This is a genomic window from Thermococcus thermotolerans, from assembly GCF_024707485.1.
Taxonomy (GTDB): Archaea; Methanobacteriota_B; Thermococci; order Thermococcales; family Thermococcaceae; genus Thermococcus; species Thermococcus thermotolerans.
The window spans coordinates 302842-319533 of sequence record NZ_CP102602.1; the positions used below are offsets into that span (position 1 = coordinate 302842).

General features: G+C 55.3%; 24 protein-coding genes. 5 read left to right on the forward strand and 19 right to left on the reverse strand.

Translation table 11 applies throughout. The features are described from left to right. Positions 1 to 14 precede the first annotated feature (14 nt). Both NUS69_RS01800 and NUS69_RS01805 read left to right on the forward strand, forming a co-directional pair. The gene (locus tag NUS69_RS01800; RefSeq protein WP_013466634.1) at positions 15 to 317 is read left to right on the forward strand and encodes a ferritin family protein; all 303 of its coding nucleotides are present in this window, start codon (positions 15 to 17) and stop codon (positions 315 to 317) included. Positions 318 to 437: 120 nt separating this feature from the next. Then, entirely contained in the window at positions 438 to 887 is a 450-nt protein-coding gene (locus NUS69_RS01805; protein WP_258084876.1) for a ferritin family protein, read from the forward strand. A gap of 63 nt (positions 888 to 950) precedes the next feature. Here the strand turns inward: NUS69_RS01805 and NUS69_RS01810 are convergent, their stop codons facing one another. The 19 genes from NUS69_RS01810 to NUS69_RS01900 form a co-directional block, all read right to left on the reverse strand. After that, entirely contained in the window at positions 951 to 1472 is a 522-nt protein-coding gene (locus NUS69_RS01810; RefSeq protein ID WP_258084167.1) for a ferritin family protein, read from the reverse strand. A 3-nt stretch (positions 1473 to 1475) separates the two neighbouring features. Continuing rightward, positions 1476 to 1826 carry an iron-sulfur cluster assembly protein gene (locus NUS69_RS01815; protein WP_258084168.1) on the reverse strand — a complete coding sequence of 117 codons (351 nt, stop codon included), beginning with the start codon at positions 1824 to 1826 and terminating at the stop codon, positions 1476 to 1478. Positions 1827 to 1829: 3 nt separating this feature from the next. Further along, positions 1830 to 2189, reverse strand: a complete 360-nt coding sequence (locus NUS69_RS01820) for an iron-sulfur cluster assembly protein (protein ID WP_258084877.1) — start codon at positions 2187 to 2189, stop codon at positions 1830 to 1832. A 32-nt stretch (positions 2190 to 2221) separates the two neighbouring features. After that, entirely contained in the window at positions 2222 to 2827 is a 606-nt protein-coding gene (locus NUS69_RS01825) for a hypothetical protein (protein ID WP_258084169.1), read from the reverse strand. Positions 2828 to 2941: 114 nt separating this feature from the next. Further along, on the reverse strand, positions 2942 to 3289 hold the full coding sequence (locus NUS69_RS01830) for a class II SORL domain-containing protein (RefSeq protein WP_258084878.1): 348 nt from the start codon (positions 3287 to 3289) through the stop codon (positions 2942 to 2944). Positions 3290 to 3299: 10 nt separating this feature from the next. Further along, positions 3300 to 3461 (reverse strand): rubredoxin, encoded by a 162-nt coding sequence (gene rd / locus NUS69_RS01835; protein ID WP_055429769.1) that lies wholly within the window; start codon positions 3459 to 3461, stop codon positions 3300 to 3302. Between the two features lie 80 nt (positions 3462 to 3541). After that, positions 3542 to 4057 (reverse strand): rubrerythrin family protein, encoded by a 516-nt coding sequence (locus NUS69_RS01840; protein WP_258084170.1) that lies wholly within the window; start codon positions 4055 to 4057, stop codon positions 3542 to 3544. Between the two features lie 91 nt (positions 4058 to 4148). Then, positions 4149 to 5234 carry an NAD(P)/FAD-dependent oxidoreductase gene (locus NUS69_RS01845; RefSeq protein ID WP_258084171.1) on the reverse strand — a complete coding sequence of 362 codons (1086 nt, stop codon included), beginning with the start codon at positions 5232 to 5234 and terminating at the stop codon, positions 4149 to 4151. A gap of 9 nt (positions 5235 to 5243) precedes the next feature. Further along, positions 5244 to 5783 carry a ferritin-like domain-containing protein gene (locus NUS69_RS01850; protein ID WP_258084172.1) on the reverse strand — a complete coding sequence of 180 codons (540 nt, stop codon included), beginning with the start codon at positions 5781 to 5783 and terminating at the stop codon, positions 5244 to 5246. Positions 5784 to 5841: 58 nt separating this feature from the next. Then, positions 5842 to 7071, reverse strand: a complete 1230-nt coding sequence (locus tag NUS69_RS01855; protein WP_258084879.1) for an FprA family A-type flavoprotein — start codon at positions 7069 to 7071, stop codon at positions 5842 to 5844. Positions 7072 to 7170: 99 nt separating this feature from the next. After that, on the reverse strand, positions 7171 to 7623 hold the full coding sequence (locus NUS69_RS01860) for a peroxiredoxin (RefSeq protein ID WP_258084173.1): 453 nt from the start codon (positions 7621 to 7623) through the stop codon (positions 7171 to 7173). A gap of 47 nt (positions 7624 to 7670) precedes the next feature. Beyond that, positions 7671 to 8549 (reverse strand): thiamine pyrophosphate-dependent enzyme, encoded by an 879-nt coding sequence (locus NUS69_RS01865; RefSeq protein ID WP_258084174.1) that lies wholly within the window; start codon positions 8547 to 8549, stop codon positions 7671 to 7673. Continuing rightward, on the reverse strand, positions 8546 to 10258 hold the full coding sequence (locus NUS69_RS01870; RefSeq protein WP_258084175.1) for a 2-oxoacid:acceptor oxidoreductase subunit alpha: 1713 nt from the start codon (positions 10256 to 10258) through the stop codon (positions 8546 to 8548). Before NUS69_RS01870 ends, NUS69_RS01865 begins: the two co-directional genes overlap by 4 nt. 124 nt (positions 10259 to 10382) lie before the next feature. After that, positions 10383 to 10736 (reverse strand): DUF302 domain-containing protein, encoded by a 354-nt coding sequence (locus NUS69_RS01875; protein ID WP_258084176.1) that lies wholly within the window; start codon positions 10734 to 10736, stop codon positions 10383 to 10385. Between the two features lie 12 nt (positions 10737 to 10748). Beyond that, positions 10749 to 12050 carry a cytochrome c biogenesis protein gene (locus tag NUS69_RS01880; RefSeq protein ID WP_258084880.1) on the reverse strand — a complete coding sequence of 434 codons (1302 nt, stop codon included), beginning with the start codon at positions 12048 to 12050 and terminating at the stop codon, positions 10749 to 10751. Between the two features lie 62 nt (positions 12051 to 12112). Further along, positions 12113 to 12442, reverse strand: a complete 330-nt coding sequence (locus NUS69_RS01885) for a hypothetical protein (protein ID WP_258084177.1) — start codon at positions 12440 to 12442, stop codon at positions 12113 to 12115. After that, entirely contained in the window at positions 12443 to 12685 is a 243-nt protein-coding gene (locus NUS69_RS01890) for a hypothetical protein (RefSeq protein WP_258084178.1), read from the reverse strand. Positions 12686 to 12778: 93 nt separating this feature from the next. After that, positions 12779 to 13315 (reverse strand): nitroreductase family protein, encoded by a 537-nt coding sequence (locus tag NUS69_RS01895; protein ID WP_258084179.1) that lies wholly within the window; start codon positions 13313 to 13315, stop codon positions 12779 to 12781. A gap of 9 nt (positions 13316 to 13324) precedes the next feature. Next, positions 13325 to 13864, reverse strand: coding sequence for a class I SAM-dependent methyltransferase (locus NUS69_RS01900; RefSeq protein ID WP_258084180.1), 540 nt, complete (start codon positions 13862 to 13864; stop codon positions 13325 to 13327). A gap of 141 nt (positions 13865 to 14005) precedes the next feature. Between NUS69_RS01900 and NUS69_RS01905 the strand changes: the two genes are divergently transcribed. Genes NUS69_RS01905 through NUS69_RS01915 form a run of 3 tightly spaced genes read left to right on the forward strand, consistent with a single transcriptional unit; the run spans position 14006 to position 16644 of the window. Next, positions 14006 to 14977: a ThiF family adenylyltransferase gene (locus NUS69_RS01905; RefSeq protein WP_258084181.1), complete on the forward strand. Its 972-nt coding sequence runs from the start codon at positions 14006 to 14008 to the stop codon at positions 14975 to 14977. A gap of 1 nt (position 14978) precedes the next feature. Further along, on the forward strand, positions 14979 to 16070 hold the full coding sequence (thiI, locus tag NUS69_RS01910) for a tRNA uracil 4-sulfurtransferase ThiI (protein ID WP_258084182.1): 1092 nt from the start codon (positions 14979 to 14981) through the stop codon (positions 16068 to 16070). A gap of 49 nt (positions 16071 to 16119) precedes the next feature. Further along, positions 16120 to 16644 (forward strand): ferritin, encoded by a 525-nt coding sequence (locus NUS69_RS01915; protein WP_258084881.1) that lies wholly within the window; start codon positions 16120 to 16122, stop codon positions 16642 to 16644. Positions 16645 to 16692 lie beyond the last annotated feature (48 nt).

A 16692-nucleotide genomic window follows, 5' to 3' on the forward strand; every position in this document is an offset into this window, starting at 1 on the left:
CTTGTGGTGATACCATGCTCGCTGAAAAGCCCTACCTCCTCGGGAGGGAGAAGCCCCTCTCAAAGAGGGAAATAGCCCAGGCCCTCCGCTGGGCCATAGAGGCCGAGCTCGACGCCATAAGCTTCTACGAACAGCTGGCGGAGCTCATAGAGGACGAGAGGATAAAGCACATCTTCTACGACGTCGCCAACGAGGAGAAGGAGCACGTTGGGGAGTTCCTGGCGGCGCTCCTTGAGGTCGATGAGGAGCTCGTGAAGTACATGAAGGAAGGCTTCGAGGAGGTTGAGGAAGAGACCGGCATAAAGGTCGAACTGTGACCCTTTCATTCCTCTTTTCCCTCGCTTCCTTTCGATTCTCGTGCACTAAGCAGTAGGTTGATGCACCCTTTTGCTCAATGAAAAACGTTATTAAGGTTCGACGTTCATATAGTTCTGGTGATGTGCATGGTTGAACCACTCGTTAAGAGGGCCTACGAGACCGAAAAGAAGGCCGCCGCGAGCTACACCGATGGTCTTGGCCTCATAAGGGGACAGGGTCTGAAGTACACCAAGGTTGAGGAAGTCGTCGGCAGGATAGCCGTGGACACGATAATACACAAGCATCTGATGAAGGCCATCCTGGAGGCCCAGAAGGAGCTGGAGAAGCTCGCGGGAGAAGGCCCCATAGAGGAGGTCAAGGAGGTCGAACTTGTACCGGAGCAGAAGGCCCTGGTCAAGCGCTTTGCCGAGATGCATCTGGAGATTGAAAAGGACATGATAGAGACCTACCAGAAGATGGCCGAGAAGATGACACACCCGCTGTTTAAAGGCCTCGCCGAGGCCCTTGTCGAGAATGAGAAGGAACACCACAGAATTCTGGCGGAGCTAATAGCAAAGTACAGGGAGTGAATAACGGAGACGTACCCTTTTCTGGCATCTTTTTAATTTGTGGGTTGAAAAAGAAAAACTGGACTACGGCCCAACGTGCATCATCTGGCTGTACATCTCCCAGTCGAGGAGGAGCTCGTATTCGGCGCGTAGGGTGTAGTAGTGACCCTTCTCCATGTCGCTGAGGTAGCGCATGAGCCTTTTCCTGTCGTCGGTCTCCACGATTTTTTCGATTTCCTCATAGAAGTGTGCCGCTATCTCCTCGGCACGCATAGCCCAGCGGATGAGTTCTATGATGTCTTGAGCACTATTGAGCTCCCTTGCCACAGGCTTCAGTTCGGGCCCTATGTGCTCCTTCGGGAAGAGTATCTCCTTTCCGGGGAACATGCTCTCGTACATCTTTCTCAGGAGCGCCTCGTGTTTGCCTTCCTCACTGGCGAGCCACTCAATCTTTTCCTTCAGTGATCCTATCTCTATCCTCTCGGCCAGGCTCTCATAGAACCTCCTTGCTCCCATCTCAGCCTTTATGGCCATCCCGAGGAGCTCCTCAAGGGAGAAATCCTTAACCTTTTCGAGGGGAAGCCCCTCGTCAAGTTCATGAACCATAAATCACCCCTCCGCAAGCAACAGTCCAATTTCGTTGTAGATTCTTATTCTATTAAACCCTTCCGCCTTCAGGGCGTCCATTATCTCCCTCAGTATTCTGTTCTGGACGTTTATGGCCAGCACCTGGCAGAAGTGACACTCCGGCGTTGACCTGGCCATCAGGAGAAAAACCTCGACCTCGTCCCCTTTTACGGTCAGCCCATAGAGGAGCCCCTCTTCGACGATATTGAGTCCGGTTTCAGGGTCGTGGACTTTTTCCAGAATCCTGACTACCCTGGAAACTTCGGGGGGCAGGTCCTCCCTGGGGCCCCTTTTGGGCTTCTTCTTTGCTTTGAAAAGTTCAAAGAGTCCCAAGGCTCAGACCTTCTCCGTGCTTATATCCTCAATTGTATACCCCTTCTTGTTCTCAAAAACTCCGACGGGGTTGTTCTTGAGGTCGTAGACGTAGACGTTCTGGAACTTCACCAGGGCAAAGCGCTCTATTATGTCGCCTATTATCTTGGAGTATGCTATCGCACTCGCCCCGGTTATGTTGTACTCGGCGTGGCTCTCGAAGTTGAGCCAGACCCTGAGGGTATCTTCGGAAACCTCAAGTCCTGCAACCACTCCCGAGTCGAGTATGTCTCCCCCCGTAACGGGGTCGGTTATCTTTGCGAGCTCATCGAGGACAGCCCTGTAGTGCTGGGGCCACTCCCTGCCGGGCATGTAAACCTTCATTTTTCTCACCTGAGGGGAGTTAGAGTGTCCAGTTATAAGCTTTCCTGGGCAGTTCTGGGGAAGCGTTCTCTAAGGACGCCGTGGAGCGCGACGAGTATTGTGACCCAGAGGGCGGTCGAAATGATGTACAGAGTCATGGCGACCGGATTTCCGGGTTCGGATGCGTTCAGGGGCACGAAGAGGGTGAACAGCCACGCTGAAAGCCTCGCCCCCCTGCTGTGGGATTTGGGGGTGTGGACGTAGAACGCCGCGGCGTCCATGAGGATCACGACGGCTATGGCAGAAAACGATTCGATAACATACAGGGTTCTGTTTCCACTCAGCACGAGCGAGCCCACTATTACCGCCACTTGGATGAGCATCTCCGGCTTCGCCCTCACGAGGCCGCTTTCAGATAGGGCGTAGACTATCAGGGCCGGCCCGAGAATGGCAGGGAGCGCCATGACCTCGGTCCCCATACTCAGCATCAGCTCGACAAATCCGAGTGCCGTCAGGAGCCCGCCGAGGAACATGAACCGCGAGATGCTCTTTGTCCCGAGCCGGAACTTCTCTATATTCCTTGAAAGGTTCCACGTCAGAAAAATCCCGAGAAGAACCAGGATTCCACCAACGCTCATGATAACGTGGTACTGGTACATCTTCTATCATCTCAGTCATCCATTATGAAATACCGTTATCGGCAGTATAAATAAACCTTCCGGGCTTCAGGGGAAACATTAAAAAGAGGGGGTTGGGGCAGAAAATGAAAGGGTTCACTCAAGCGTAATCTCGTTCTCCCAGAGGCCGTGGATGTTGCAGTAGCTGAGGGCGTAGAGCTTGCCCTTCTTGGCAGTCCTGAAGAAGAAGACCGCCCTCGGCTCGGTGAGTGGGTCGCTGTGGTTGGTGAAGGCGACCCTTCCGACGAGTATCGGGAAGTTCTCGCCCTCAGGGTGGAAGTAGAGCTCGATCCAGGCGATGTGGTGCTCTGGCGTGTTGGGGTGAGGTATCTCCTTGCCGACTTGGACCTCCACCTTAACGAGGCCGCCTTCTTTGGTATATTCTATAACGGGGACGTGCTTCTCCCCCTTCCAGTCTCCACTCCTTATGGTTCCGCTTATCATCTTCATCACCTCACTCTATCTTTTCAAACATTTCCTTTGGTGCACCGCAGAGCGGGCAGACCCAGTCTTCGGGGAGGTCCTCAAACTTGGTTCCGGGCTCGATTCCCGTGTCGGGATCGCCCTCGTCCTCATCGTAGATGTATCCGCATACTATACATTTCCATTTGGCCATTTCTTTCACCGCCCAAATGTTATTAGTTCGACCTTATAAGGTTTGCGCCTCAAACCCGAGAAATGGAAAAAGCGAAAAGTTCACTCAAAGACCACGAACTTGTCTCTCGGGGCCCCGCAGATCGGGCAGTACTCTGGGGCCTCATCGACGGCGGTGTATCCACACACCGGGCAGATGTAGACCTTTTTTATCTCAATGTCCTTTCCGCTCTCTGCGAGCTCCTTGGCCTTGGCGTAAAGCTCGGCGTGTATCTTCTCGGCCTCAAGGGCGTAGTGGGTCGTCCTCACCGCGTCCTTCTCACCCTGGAACTCGGCGGCGTTCTTAAAGACCGGGTACATCTCCTCGACCTCATAGGTTTCGCCGTCTATACCTGCCTGCAGGTTCTCCGGGGTCTTGCCCAGGTGTTCAAGGGCTATGAAATGGTTTTTAGCGTGGACAAACTCAGCGTGGGCGATAGCTCTGAAGAGCTTGGCTATGTTGGGGAATCCTTCCTTCTCGGCCTGCTCGGCAAAAATCAGGTACCTCATGTGTGCCATACTTTCGCCGGCAAAGGCATCCTCCAGAAACTTTCGGGTCATTTTCCTTTTCACTGCCATGCCTACCACCTACAAACGTTGTTGCATTAATATTTCCGCGCCAGGGGTATATAACGATTTTCCAAACCAAAAGTTTGATGAGATGTGCACTTCAGTCAGGGGGTAGTCCTTCTCTGATAATTTTTTCGAGCCTTAAGGCTTTCCTGAGGTCACCGAGGACGACGGCACCGATGGCTTTCTCACCCTCGTAAAAGACCTTGGTGTTTCCATCGAGCCATTCACTCCGCCCTTTTGTCCGTCCGATGATGGCCACGCTGAAGTCGGCGAACTTGAAGAACGCGGATCTGAACGATAGGTCATAGCGCTCGTCGGCGCCTCTCAACACTCTGGCAAGAACCTTCGCCTGCTCGATGGCAGCCTTGGCGGTTCCTCCGATGACGCCCCCCAGTTCCGCGCAGTCCCCTATGGCGTAGACGTCCCTGGCCGATGTTCTGAGGTGGTCATCGACCAGTATTCCCCTGCCGGCGTGGATGCCGCTCTTAACTGCCAGCTCCCTGTTCGGCACTATTCCAAAGGCGCAGACCTTCAGCTTCCCCGGAATGTACCCCGTTTCGGTGTTCAGGCCGTCTTCGTCGGCGCTTATGGCCTGCGACTTCAGATGGAACTCGACCCCAGTCCCTTCAAGCTCCTCTTTGATGCGTTCGCTCAGCTCGCGGTCCAGGCCGAGAAGGGTCTCCCTCCGGTGGACTACCCTCACGGTGTATCCGGCTTTGGCGAGGTTTCCCGCCAGTTCAAGTGCTATGAAGCCCCCACCGAGTATCGTCACCTCGCCCTCGTCCTCAAGACGCTCTTTTATCAGCTTTGCATCTTCGAGGGTCCTAAGCGTTAGGATGTGCTCCTTCCCCCTAATAGAGGGTTCTCTGGCCCTCGCTCCGGTCGCTATGACGAGGGCGTCGTAGGGTATCTCACCCCTTTCCGTCACGAGAACCTTTCTGAGCCTGTCGATCAGCTTTGCCTTGGCTCCAAGGAGCAGGTTTATCCCATTCTTCTCGTACCACTCCAGGGAATATGGAAAGAGCTTTTTCTCCGGCAGAAAGCCCGCTATGTAGTGGCTCAGCATGGGCCTGGAGTAGTGGGGCAGGTTTTCCTTCTCGACTATGGTCACGTCGAATTCTTTGCTCAGGTCCTTGGCAAGCTCAACGCCTCCCGGCCCGTTGCCGACTATAACGACCCTCACGCTGTCACCTCACCGCCTGGTGTGCGGTCCCAGGTAGAGCTCCAGCTGGGCACCGAAGAATTCTATCGGTGCGTTCACGTACTCCTGCTGCCCCTGCGTCACGTCATCAAGATACTCTGTATGGCTCCGTATCGCCGCATAGTGCGCCCTTTCCTGAGCCGCCAGGAATTTGAATATGCCCCCGTGTTCGGGGAGAGTTTCGGCGAGGTGCGAGTATATCCTCTCCGCGTTCTTCTCGTTCTCCAGAGCAACCCTCATGGCCTCTATAAGGTTCGCGACGGTATCTACCTTCACAGACGTCTCAGCAAGGGGTATGCCTTCGGGGATGGGGTATTCTGTGTCCCCAAAGAGTTCCTCGTACAGCTTGAGGAGTATTCTCTTGTGGTTCTCCTCTGCCTTGGCAAGGTCCTTAAAAAACTCCCCAAGGAGCGCCCCGCTCTTTGACGCGAGGTGCTCGTAGAACTCCTTTGCCTCCTGTTCAGAGGCCAGGGCGTAGCCCAGTATTTCTCTGGGCGACAGCCCGGCAAGTTTTTCAAAAATGTCCTCCATATATACCACCACTGTCAGTTATGTCGGTTCAGTATTTAAATATGAGGGAAGGTAAGGGTCAACCTGTCCATGCAACGAGCTTCCTGATACCCTCTCTGAGTTTTTCCTCGTCCTCCGGCCTCGGCATGCCGCGGCTCTCAACTACATCCACGAGGTCAAACTTGCTGCGCGTTATGAGGGTCTCTATCTTCTTGCCAGCGACGCCGGCCCATCCAAAGGCCCCAACGATAAGCACGGGCTTCTCGTAGTTGGCCTTGTCCAGTATCTCGTAGAGGGTGTAGCGTATCCTCGGGTGTATCTCGGCCTCATAGGTGGAGGCTCCGATGATTATTGCCTCGCTGTCAGGGACTTCGCCGAGAATGTCGCTTACCGCGGGGGCTTCCTTGTCGGTGAACCTGTAGACGACGGGCTTCTTTCCGTGCTTCTTAAGTTCGTCTATGACGACCTCCATTCTCCTCTCAACGAATCCGTACATGGAGTCGTAGATTACCAGAATCTTGTCTTTCTCAGGAATTCCTGCTCCAACGCGCTCATAGTGCTCGAATATCCTCATCGGATTCTTACGCCAGATTAAGCCGTGCCCGGGGAGTATCATCCTGGCCTCTTCAACTATTCCAAGGCTTTTGAGCTTCTTGATGTTCTGGACGATGTACTTGTGGTAGTGACCTATGACCGTGACTATGTACTTGGTCACGTGGGGAAGGTATTTTTTAACGACCTCCTCGTCGCTGTCGTCTACCGCTTCCGGGATTCCGTAGCCGCCCCCGGCGTCGCAGCTGAATATGAGCTTATCCTCGACCACATAGGTTATCATCGTGTCCGGCCAGTGAAGCCAGGGGACGGTTATGAAACGGAAAGTCCTTCCGCCGATTTGAATCTCCTCGCCGTCCGCTATCGTGTGGAAGTTCTCGACCACGTTTTCTCCAAAGAAGCCTTCCATGAAGCGCTTGGCAAAGGTGGTTCCTATGAGCTTCGCTTTATAGCCGTTGGCCTCAAGGACCGCTGGAATTGCCCCGCTGTGGTCGGGCTCCGTGTGGTGGATTATAATGTGAGTTATCTCCTTCGGATCAACGAGCTTCCTCAGGGTCTCAAGGAACTCCTCTGTGTAGTCCTTCTTCCAGGCGTCGAAGAGAACAACCGCATCGCCGGTCTTCATGAGGTAAGCGTTGTAGGTTATCCCCTCGGGGATGTCCCACGTTGCTTCAAAGTACTTTATCCTTTCATCGTCAATCCTCAGAATGTAGAGTTCGGGTTCGTCAAGTATCTTTTCGACCCATATCTTGGGCATTTTCACCACCGAACCTATTTGGTGCGGGAGCATAAAAAGCCTTTCTTAACCAAAAAGTTAAGGACGAAATTGGGTAGGGTTAAAATTTTGAAAGGGAACTCACCCTCCCTCCAAAAGCTTGAATATCTCCTCCAGGTCGGGCACTTCCCTTATCGGATAGACCTTGAAGAACGCAACCTTTCCTTCTTCGTCTATGAGGACGTTTGCCCTCTCTGAAAAGCCCTCCTTTTCGCGGAACAGGCCGTAGAGCTTCGCAACCCCTCCGTGTGGCCAGAAATCGCTCAGAATCCTGAGCTTTTTAAGGCCGATGTGTTCGGCCCAGGCCTTCTTGCTCGGCACTGGATCAACGCTTATCCCGGCGGGGACGACGTTCAGGCCCTCAAAGCGTTCGTGGCTCTCCTCCAGGGCCTTCATCTGCTTCTCGCATATCCCAGTCCACGCTAACGGGTGGAAGGACAGCAAAACCTTCTTCCCTCTGAAATCGCTCAGTCTGAAGTCCTCTCCATTCTGGTCTTTCAGAACGAAATCAGGGGCCCTTTCTCCAATCTTCATGATGATGCACCTCCAGTGCTCTCAAACAGGAAAAATGAAAGGTCTCCTCATTGCTTCTTGCCCTCGAAGAACTTCTCAACGAGGTCGAGCTTCGGCTCGCGCTTCCACAGGGGTCGTTTATCCACCCGGTAAGCCGGGACGCTTTCCTCAAAGGTCGGCTTCTCGTTGATGTAGAAGATTCCCAGCGGTAGCGGGTCCGTCTCTATCGCCCGCTTGAATGCCGCCTCCCTATCGTGCGGGTCGTGATCGTCCATCCAGTAGGTATGCTCCCTGTACCAGGCGTAGGTGTTCACCTTGTTGAAGCTGACGCACGGGTGGAGGATGTCGACTATTGCCAGGCCCCTGTGCCGGATTGCCTTCTTGATTATCTCGACGCTCTCCCTGAAGTAGCCCATGAAGGTTCTGGCGACAAAGGAGGCGTTCATGGATATGGCCAGAGCGACCGGATTGAAGGGCTCTTCAAAGACTCCCCACGGCTGGGTCGGAGTTTTCATTCCAATCATCGTCGTCGGTGACGCCTGACCCTTCGTGAGGCCGTATATCTGGTTGTCGTGGATGAGGACGGTTATGTCGGGGTTGCGCCTTATCGCGTGCAGCAGGTGGTTGCCACCTTCAGCGTACATGTCGCCGTCCCCGCCTTCAGCTATGACGGTCAGTTCCGGATTTGCCGCCTTCACGCCGGTCGCTATCGGTATCGCCCTGCCGTGAAGCGTGTGGTAGCCGTTGGCATTGATGTAGTGGGGCATCTTCGCGGCCTGGCCAATGCCGCTGATTATCGCCACTTCGCTCGGCTTCAGTCCGAGTTCGGCCAGAGCTGAGATGAGTATGTTCCTTATACCGAAGTTTCCACAGCCGGGGCACCAGGCGACGTCTTTGCTGGTCGGCCTCTTGGGCTCAAAGGCCTCCCTGCCGGTTGGGAGGTTCATTCTACCACCCCCTTAAGGGCATCAAAAACTTCTTCCACCGAAAAAGGCCTCCCGTCGTACTTCAGAACCCTGTGGTGAACCTCAACGCCCAGCTCCTTCCTGAGGAGGTCTGCGAACTGGCCGGTGATGTTGTTCTCGACTACGATCACCGTCTTGTCCTCGAAGAACTTCCTAGCTTCTGGATTGAGCGGATAAACCCAGCTGAAGTGGAGCAAAGCAGCCTCGTCCCTCCCGAGCTTCTCAAGGGCCTCCTCAACGACATGGAGCGTTGAACCCCAGCTGACAACGAGGTATTTTGCGCCCTCATTCCCGACGAGCCTTGGCAGGGGTGCGTTCTTCCTTATCGTTTCGAGCTTTTTAACTGCCCTCTTCTCCTGCATCTTTCTCGTAAGCTCCGCCTCCTCCGTTATGTCTCCCCACTCGTCGTGCTCGTTGCCGTTGGCTATGACTACTTCCTCGCCGTAACCGGGAACCGCTCTGGGAGAGATTCCGTCTTCCGTAAGCTCGTATCTCCTGTAGCCGGGCTTTGCCTCCACGATGTGGCGCTCAAACTTTATCCTTCCCAGCTCGGGCTTCGGCAGATTGTAGTAGGTGTCGACGAAGTACTGGTCGGTGAGGATTATGACCGGAACCTGGTATTTGTCAGCCAGGTTGAAGGCCTCGGCGCTGAGGTAGAACGCCTCCTCCATGCTCCCCGGCGCGAGGATTATCCTCGGAAAGTCACCGTGGCCAGCGTAAAGGACGAGGTTTAGGTCACCCTGCATCGTCCTCGTCGGCAGGCCCGTTGCAGGGCCGGGCCTCTGGGCGAGGTGTATCACGATCGGGTTCTCCGCCATTCCGGCAAGGCTTAAAGCCTCGCTCATCAGGGCGAAGCCCCCTCCTGAAGTGCTCACCATGGCCCTGGCTCCCGCGAACCACGCTCCGAGAGCCATGTTTATCGCCGAAATCTCGTCCTCGACCTGCTCGACGATTATCCCGAACTCCTCTGCGTGCTGTGCCGCGAAGGTCGAGACTCCAGTTGAGGGGCTCATCGGGTAGAAGCTGAGGAAGTTCATGCCTCCGGCGAGGGCACCTATGCCAACGGCCTCCGTCCCGCTGAGAAGGATTTCTTCCCTGACCTTCTCGTCCCTCTCGACATCCACCCTTATCGTCCCTTCCTCGCAGAGCTTAACGCCCAGCTCGTAGCCCTTCTTAGCTGCTTCGATGTTCTTTCCGACAACGTTCTCGCCCTTGCTCCCGAAGCGCTTCCTTATGTACTCCTCGACAGCCCCGAAGTCGCCGTGGAAGAGGCCGACTATCAGGCCTGCCGCGGTCGTGTTGATGTAGAGCTGGCTCCCCGTTTCGAGGGCGAGCTTCGTGAGGGGCACCTCGACGAGGTTCGCCCCCTCAAGAAAGCTCTCCTCGACGTTCCCCCTCTCGCCGAGGACGACGGTGGTCTCCGAGAGCCTGTCGGAGACCCAGCTCAGGACGCCCTGCTTGAATGGAACGAGGATGTCTATTCTCTTTACAAAAGCCCTGACGCGCCTTGAAGAAACGCGTATCTCGGTGGTGTTTATTCCGCCCCTCACCCGGGACATGTACTCCTTGTTTGCATAGACGTGGTAGCCGGAGCTCTTGAGCGCGTAGGTCAGAATTCCTTCAACGGTCTGAATTCCCTGCCCGGCCGCTCCGCCGAGAACTATAGAAACGTCCTCTTTAAACTCGGTCATATCACATCACTTCCACATAAGTTCGACTTTCGACATCATAAGGTTTGTGAATTAGGTTTATATAACTTTCTTCTGGAATCCTAAATCCAGCGGATCAGCAAAGAAGGGAAGGAAATAAAAAGAGTCAGAGCTCCTCTATGACCCCCTTGACGACCTCAAGGGGCTCCTTGATGATCTCCAGCACGTCGTCTGCGGTGTTTATGGCCACGTAGGTCTCGCCGTCCTTCCGGTAGAAGAGCACCGGGCACGGTGCAAAGGAGCCTATCTCGTAGTCCTTCTTGGTCATCTCGTAGAATATCTTGGGGTTGCAGACCCAGAGAATCCTGTAGGGCTCCATATCGGCGCCGACCTTGGACTTAACGACGTCACTGGGGGTAAACTCAAGGACAACCTTGTAGCCCTTCTCCTCCAGCTTCGCCTTAAACTTCTCCTCCGCCTCTTTGAGGCCCAGGCTGAGTTTCCTCCTGTACCTGTACATCAAACCACCTCCTCAAATTGTTGATAGCGATTCAAAGAGGGAACTCCAGAGTTTGAGCGGTGTGAGCTCGGTCAGCATCAACAGGCCGAGCAGGATTAGAATCACTCCGAGAGCCTGCTCCCATCTGGCCTTGCCCTCTCCACTGAGAGAGAGCCTTCCGGACAGGAACTTCCTGTTAACCCACTCGCCGAGGTCCTTCGATGCCGTCAGCAGGTAAACGGTGAGGCCCATTCCCAGACCGTAGGTGCCCATGACGATGACCCCGCTCAGCGTGTCCCCGCTCAGTGCCGCCGTTATCACCGCGAAGCCGACGTAGGGAGCAATGCACCCGAGCCATGTCGCTCCCAACGCCGAGCCGAGGGCGAAGTCATACGCCAGGCCCCTCTTTGAGGCCACCCTGTCCGTGGCCGAGAAGCTCAGCAGCCTTTCCATCCTAGTGCTTACTCTCTCGCTCACGAAGCTTGCACCTATGACAACGAAGCCGACCCCGCCGATGAGGTAGAGCGCCCCCTGTATCTGGGAGGCGTAGCCGCCGAGGCTGCCTACGAGGGCACCGAGCAGGGCGAAGGAAGCCACCATTCCCGCTATTATCGCCTCAACCTTCCTCCTGGCGAAGGTCAGGGAGAGGGTTCCGACTATGACCGGTAAAACACAGGGTGAGAAGACGCTGACGATCCCGGCCGAGAATATCGGCAGGAGCACGGCCAGGCCGAGGTTGCTCCTCCCGCTGGGGGACTCTGAAACGTCCTGAGTAGAGGACTTTTGGCCATTGGGCTGGGCGGCGGTTTGGGGTTCCTCTCCCTCCGTGGCCTTTTCCAGGAAGTATGCTAATCCGTCGGGGTTCAGAGCGCCTACCGCCACCCCCTTCAGAACCATAGTCCCGTTAACGGCCTTGAAAATGACCATGGTTGGCGTTCCAGGGACGCCGACGCTTATCTCCTCCCCGGGCGTTTTGGGCCTGTAGTAGCCGGCGTTGTCCGGCTGGATGACTATCACCGGGCTGTAAACTTTATACCGGAGCGTCGTTATCGGGCGGCCTTTGTAGACATCCACCGAAACGAGCACGAACCCGTTGAGTGCCTTTTCGGCGGTGGCCGTTGGGAAGACGCTCGTTTTCATGTAGTTACATGCCGGACAGCTCTCGGAGTGGTAGAAGATGAAGAAATACCTCCCCTCGTTTGAGGAGACAAGCTCACGGAGTTCCTTTTCGGTCGTGATGTCATGAAAAGACAGGTTCCCGTATTTGACGGTTCCCGCGCTGACCAAGGGTATAAGCAGCGATAGAACCACCAGCATTAAAAGCGCCCTGCGCACTCCTTTCACCTGAAAAAAGATTAATAGGGTGGTTAAAAAGTCTTTTTTTGAAGCTTTTTTCATCAAAACGTCATCGGAACGTAGCCTTCCTCAAGCCTTTCCGCTATTATCCTCCCGACGTACTCAACTTTCGTATACTTCTCCAGAGGTTCCACAAAGCCCTCGACCTCGGCTATTCTCCTGCACGCTGTTGGGGTTCTGCCAATCTCCGTCAGCTTCTTTATCCATTGTATGAAGAGCTCGTCACCCTCTGCCACCGCCCTCTCCGCCGGCCCGAAGAGTATGACTTCAACATCTTCAGCCCAGCCGTTCTTTATCGCGTTGACCGCCCACATGAACCCGGGAAGGGCCCTTTCGTCGGGGCTGGTGATTATCACGAGAACCTTCACCATCTACACCACACCCCCTCTTACTGCAGTTTCCAGCTCCTCCATGTTCCTCACGGAGATCTCGACCTCCCCCGCTATGACGTTTATGTTGCCGCAGTCGTACTTGGCGCACAGGCCGAGGCAGCCTTCAACGCTCACGTCATAGCCCTTTCTCTTCAGCAGCGCTACCACCTCGTCGAGACGCTCCCCTGCGCAGAACCTGCACACCCTCGCGGTTGGAAATACGTTGCATCCATTTTCACCCATGAGAACCACCGATGTTTTGTACTCTGGCCGCTTTATGGCGTTTATTTTTTGCGCCTTGGAAAATTAAACAGAAAAGCAGTTGACAATATGAAGTCACTTCCAGGGTTCACCAAAGCGGTTGAGGCTCACCTTCTCCCACTCAAAGACCTCATCCCCGTGGGGAGGCTTTTTCTCCGCGGGATAGCCAACCCCTATGATGCAGAGGACGCGGTAGTTCTCTGGGATTCCAAGGAGCTCCCTCACGTATTGCTCTGCGGTCTTTTTATCATCGTGCATCCTGTTCCTTATCTGCACCCAGAAGGAGCTCAGCCCGAGGTCAAAAGCTGCCAGCTGTATGTGTTCCGCCGCTATGCTGGAATCCTCTACCCATACGTCGCTCCGGCTTTCGTCTGCGGTGACGACTATCGCCAGGGGGGCCGTTGCCAGACCGGAGGCGCCGAGCTTGGCCTTTGAGAGTGCCAGGAGCTTTTCCCTATCGTCAACCACGATGAAGTGCCAGGGCCTCTTGTTGAAGGAACTGGGCGAGAGGAAAGCTGCCTCAATGAGCTTTTCAACGAGCTTTTTTGGAACGGGTTTGTTCTGGAACCTCCTAACGCTCCGTCTTTTCCGTAGAACCTCAAAAAACTCCATGCTACCACCTCACGTTTTTGGTTTCAGAAGCATCAGATAGTGGTACTCAAGCTCCCTGTATTTCACCGCCTCTAAGTTTTCGGCAAGTCTGAGGATGTCCTCCGGGGAGAGCCTTTCCTCCACCGGGGGGCCAAATGGCATCGGCTCCTTTTTCCACTCAGCCACGAGGATAAACGCCCTTCCAGCCCAGCGGAGGTATTCCCCGGGTCTCTCCATCTCGTGGAGAACGCTGGAGAAAACTGCCAGGTCAAAGTCGCCTATATCCGGCGGCCTCTCGGTGACCACCACCTCGACGTTATCCAGCTTTTCGTCTTCGATTCTCCTCTTCAGAATCTCCGCCATTTTTGGACTTGCTTCGATGGCGTAGACCTTTTTGAAGGCCCTCGCCAGGGGAACGGTCAGGTATCCAGTACCCGCGCCGACGTCCACCGCAACTTCCTTCCCCGGGACCTCGCTGACGGCGAACTCTATTACCTTCTCCGCCGGGAAGACCTTCCGCCTCCATTCGGAGTCCAGTACGTGTGCATGCTCTGGACTGAAGCGGTGCATTTTAACCCCCCACTGCATCGTTGGCCGTTGGGATAGAAATCCCTTTTGGTGGGTCAGAATTTCCCGTGAGCTCCTACAAGATAAACCTTTGGTTTCCAAAACCCTTTTTATCCCCTCGTCCAAGCCGGATGTGGTGGGAGTATGGTAGGGGTAACGATGGACTTTTCGAGGCACTTCCCGATCATAGGAATCGAGGGGCAGAGGAAGCTGAGCGAGAGCACTGTAGCAGTGGTTGGAGCAGGCGCACTGGGGAGCTGGGAGGTTTACTTCCTCCACAAGCTCGGTGTGGGGAAGATAATCGTCATAGACAGGGACTTCGTGGAGGAGAGCGACCTTCCCAGGACGATGTACACCAAGGAGGACGTTGGAAAGCCGAAGGTCGAGGTTCTGAAGGAGAAGTTTGGAGTAATCGGGCACTTCGAGGACCTGAACCCTGGGACGGTGGGTCTCCTTGACGAGGCCGACCTGATAATCGACGGGACGGACAACATCTACACGAGGCAGGTGATAAACGACTATGCAATAAAGACCGGAAAGCCGTGGATTTACGTGGGCGTTCTCTCCACCTACGGCAACATAATGCCGGTAATCCCCGGAAAGACCGCCTGCTTCCGGTGCCTGATGCCCAAGCTCCCCGAAAGACCCCTGCCGACCTGCGCGATAGCCGGAATAATGAGCTATGTCCCGAGCTTCGCGGCATCACTGGCCGTCGCCCTGGCGGCAAAGATTCTGCTCGGCGAGGAAGTTGAAAGCGAGCTGTTCTTCTTCGACCTCAAGAGCATGGACTTCGAGAAGGTCAGGATACCGAGGAGGGAGGACTGCCCCGCATGTGTGAGGAAAGAGTTCACATTCCTTGAGAAGAGGATAAAGATAGAGCGCATGTGCGACGGCTCGATACAGGTGACGCCGCCCATGCCCATGAGCATAAACCTCGACGAGTTCGCGGAGAGGCTTGAGAAGCTCGGCATCGAGTACCTGAAGACGAGCCAGTTCATCCAGTTCGAGGACGACTACGCCGAGATACTGGTGTTCAAGACGGGCAGGATGGTAATCCGCGGTGCCGAAGACGAGAAAGAAGCTAAGAACTTCTTCGCCCGCTACCTGGGTGGTTGAAGTGATAATCGTGCGCTACGGCGAGGTCGGCATCAAGGGCGGCAAGAGGAGGGAGTTCGAGAGGAAGCTGAGGGACAACATACTCGCCGCTCTGAGGAGGAGGGGGATAGACGGGAGGGCGAGGATAATCAGGGGGCGGATACTGGTCGATGCCCCCGACGAAACAGCTAAAATAATCGCCAAAGTCCCCGGCGTCGTCTCTGTGTCCCCGGCGAAGGAGATGGAGTACGAAGAGGTTCCCGCCTACCTGAAGGAAGCCCTGAAGGGACTGAGTCCAAAAAGCTTCAAGGTCGAGACCCAGAGACTCGATAAAACCTTTCTCAAGACCTCCATGGAGATAAACCGCGAGATTGGAGCCTTTATCGTCGAGAACTTCGGCTGGAAGGTCGACCTCAGGAACCCTGAGCTGGTCGTTGGGATAGAGATAATAGCCGGGAAGGCCTACGTATTCCTCGAAAAGCTCCGGGGCGTTGGCGGCCTGCCCGTTGGCACCCAGGGAAAGGTCGTCGTCCTGCTGAGCGGGGGCATAGATTCTCCCGTTGCTGCTTTCCTGATGCTCAAGAGGGGCGCAGAGGTCATCGCGGTGCACTTTGACCAGGGGCTGAACGCAAGGAACGTCGTCGAGAAGGTCGTCGATATACTTGAGGACTACTCCCCCGAGCCGATAGAGCTGATAGTCGAGAACCACTTCGAGATACTGAAGCCCTACGTCAGGGCCCTCATCAGGGCGAAAAAACAGGAGTGGACGTGCGTCGTCTGCAAGGTGGCAATGCTGAGGCGCGCCGCCGAGATAGCGAGGGAAAAGGGCGCACTCGGCATAGTGACCGGCGACAGCCTCGGACAGGTAGCCTCGCAAACCCTCTCGAACCTGTATTTTGAGACGATGAGCGTCCGCTTCCCGGTTCACAGGCCCCTCCTCGGCATGGACAAGGAGGAGATAGTGGCGATAGCCAGGAGGATAGGGACATACCAGGCTTTCCTTGAGTACCCCTACTGCGACTGCCCGTTCCGGCCGGAGAGGGTCGTCACGGGCGGGAAGCTTGAGGAGTTTCAGCGCGTGCTTGAGGTGCTGGAGCGGGAGGGGCTGGTATGAGGAAAGCTTTTAAAGTAACCGGGTGTAACTATACCTGGAGGTGGTGGAGATGCTGAGCGAAAAGATGCTCGAAGCCCTCAACGAGCAGCTGAACAGGGAGCTTTATTCGGCCTACCTGTACTTCTCGATGGCGGCCTACTTCGAGGACATGAACCTTGAGGGCTTCGCCAACTGGATGAAGGCCCAAGCCGAGGAGGAGCTCGGGCATGCGCTCAGGTTCTACAACTACATCTACGACAGGAACGGCAGGGTCGAGCTCAAGGCCGTCCAGGAGCCGCCCAAGGAGTGGGGGTCACCGCTTGCAGCCTTTGAAGCAGCATACGAGCACGAGCAGTTCATAACCAGACACATACACGAGCTCGCCGCCCTTGCTGAAGAGGAAAAGGACTACTCAACGAGGGCCTTCCTTGAGTGGTTCATCAACGAGCAGGTCGAGGAGGAGGCAAACGTCAAGAAGATAGTGGATAAGCTCAGGTTCGCAAAGGACAGCCCGCAGGTCATATTCATGCTCGATCAGGAGCTCGGCCAGAGGCAGCCCCAGCTTCCTGGACTTCTCCCCCAGGCTGGGGACTGAGCTCCTCTTTTCTGCCCCTTACTTTCTTGAAAGGGTAATACACAGTTC

What these genes read in the sequence shown, in the direction of transcription:
- NUS69_RS01800 (WP_013466634.1), top strand. Translation starts at nt 15, where the DNA reads ATGCTCGCTGAAAAGCCCTACCTCCTCGGGAGGGAGAAGCCCCTCTCA.
- NUS69_RS01805 (WP_258084876.1), top strand. Translation starts at nt 438, where the DNA reads ATGTGCATGGTTGAACCACTCGTTAAGAGGGCCTACGAGACCGAAAAG.
- NUS69_RS01810 (WP_258084167.1), bottom strand. Translation starts at nt 1,472, where the DNA reads ATGGTTCATGAACTTGACGAGGGGCTTCCCCTCGAAAAGGTTAAGGAT.
- NUS69_RS01820 (WP_258084877.1), bottom strand. Translation starts at nt 2,189, where the DNA reads ATGAAGGTTTACATGCCCGGCAGGGAGTGGCCCCAGCACTACAGGGCT.
- NUS69_RS01825 (WP_258084169.1), bottom strand. Translation starts at nt 2,827, where the DNA reads ATGTACCAGTACCACGTTATCATGAGCGTTGGTGGAATCCTGGTTCTT.
- NUS69_RS01830 (WP_258084878.1), bottom strand. Translation starts at nt 3,289, where the DNA reads ATGATAAGCGGAACCATAAGGAGTGGAGACTGGAAGGGGGAGAAGCAC.
- rd (WP_055429769.1), bottom strand. Translation starts at nt 3,461, where the DNA reads ATGGCCAAATGGAAATGTATAGTATGCGGATACATCTACGATGAGGAC.
- NUS69_RS01840 (WP_258084170.1), bottom strand. Translation starts at nt 4,057, where the DNA reads ATGGCAGTGAAAAGGAAAATGACCCGAAAGTTTCTGGAGGATGCCTTT.
- NUS69_RS01850 (WP_258084172.1), bottom strand. Translation starts at nt 5,783, where the DNA reads ATGGAGGACATTTTTGAAAAACTTGCCGGGCTGTCGCCCAGAGAAATA.
- NUS69_RS01855 (WP_258084879.1), bottom strand. Translation starts at nt 7,071, where the DNA reads ATGCCCAAGATATGGGTCGAAAAGATACTTGACGAACCCGAACTCTAC.
- NUS69_RS01860 (WP_258084173.1), bottom strand. Translation starts at nt 7,623, where the DNA reads ATGAAGATTGGAGAAAGGGCCCCTGATTTCGTTCTGAAAGACCAGAAT.
- NUS69_RS01865 (WP_258084174.1), bottom strand. Translation starts at nt 8,549, where the DNA reads ATGAACCTCCCAACCGGCAGGGAGGCCTTTGAGCCCAAGAGGCCGACC.
- NUS69_RS01870 (WP_258084175.1), bottom strand. Translation starts at nt 10,258, where the DNA reads ATGACCGAGTTTAAAGAGGACGTTTCTATAGTTCTCGGCGGAGCGGCC.
- NUS69_RS01875 (WP_258084176.1), bottom strand. Translation starts at nt 10,736, where the DNA reads ATGTACAGGTACAGGAGGAAACTCAGCCTGGGCCTCAAAGAGGCGGAG.
- NUS69_RS01885 (WP_258084177.1), bottom strand. Translation starts at nt 12,442, where the DNA reads ATGGTGAAGGTTCTCGTGATAATCACCAGCCCCGACGAAAGGGCCCTT.
- NUS69_RS01890 (WP_258084178.1), bottom strand. Translation starts at nt 12,685, where the DNA reads ATGGGTGAAAATGGATGCAACGTATTTCCAACCGCGAGGGTGTGCAGG.
- NUS69_RS01895 (WP_258084179.1), bottom strand. Translation starts at nt 13,315, where the DNA reads ATGGAGTTTTTTGAGGTTCTACGGAAAAGACGGAGCGTTAGGAGGTTC.
- NUS69_RS01900 (WP_258084180.1), bottom strand. Translation starts at nt 13,864, where the DNA reads ATGCACCGCTTCAGTCCAGAGCATGCACACGTACTGGACTCCGAATGG.
- NUS69_RS01905 (WP_258084181.1), top strand. Translation starts at nt 14,006, where the DNA reads ATGGTAGGGGTAACGATGGACTTTTCGAGGCACTTCCCGATCATAGGA.
- NUS69_RS01915 (WP_258084881.1), top strand. Translation starts at nt 16,120, where the DNA reads ATGCTGAGCGAAAAGATGCTCGAAGCCCTCAACGAGCAGCTGAACAGG.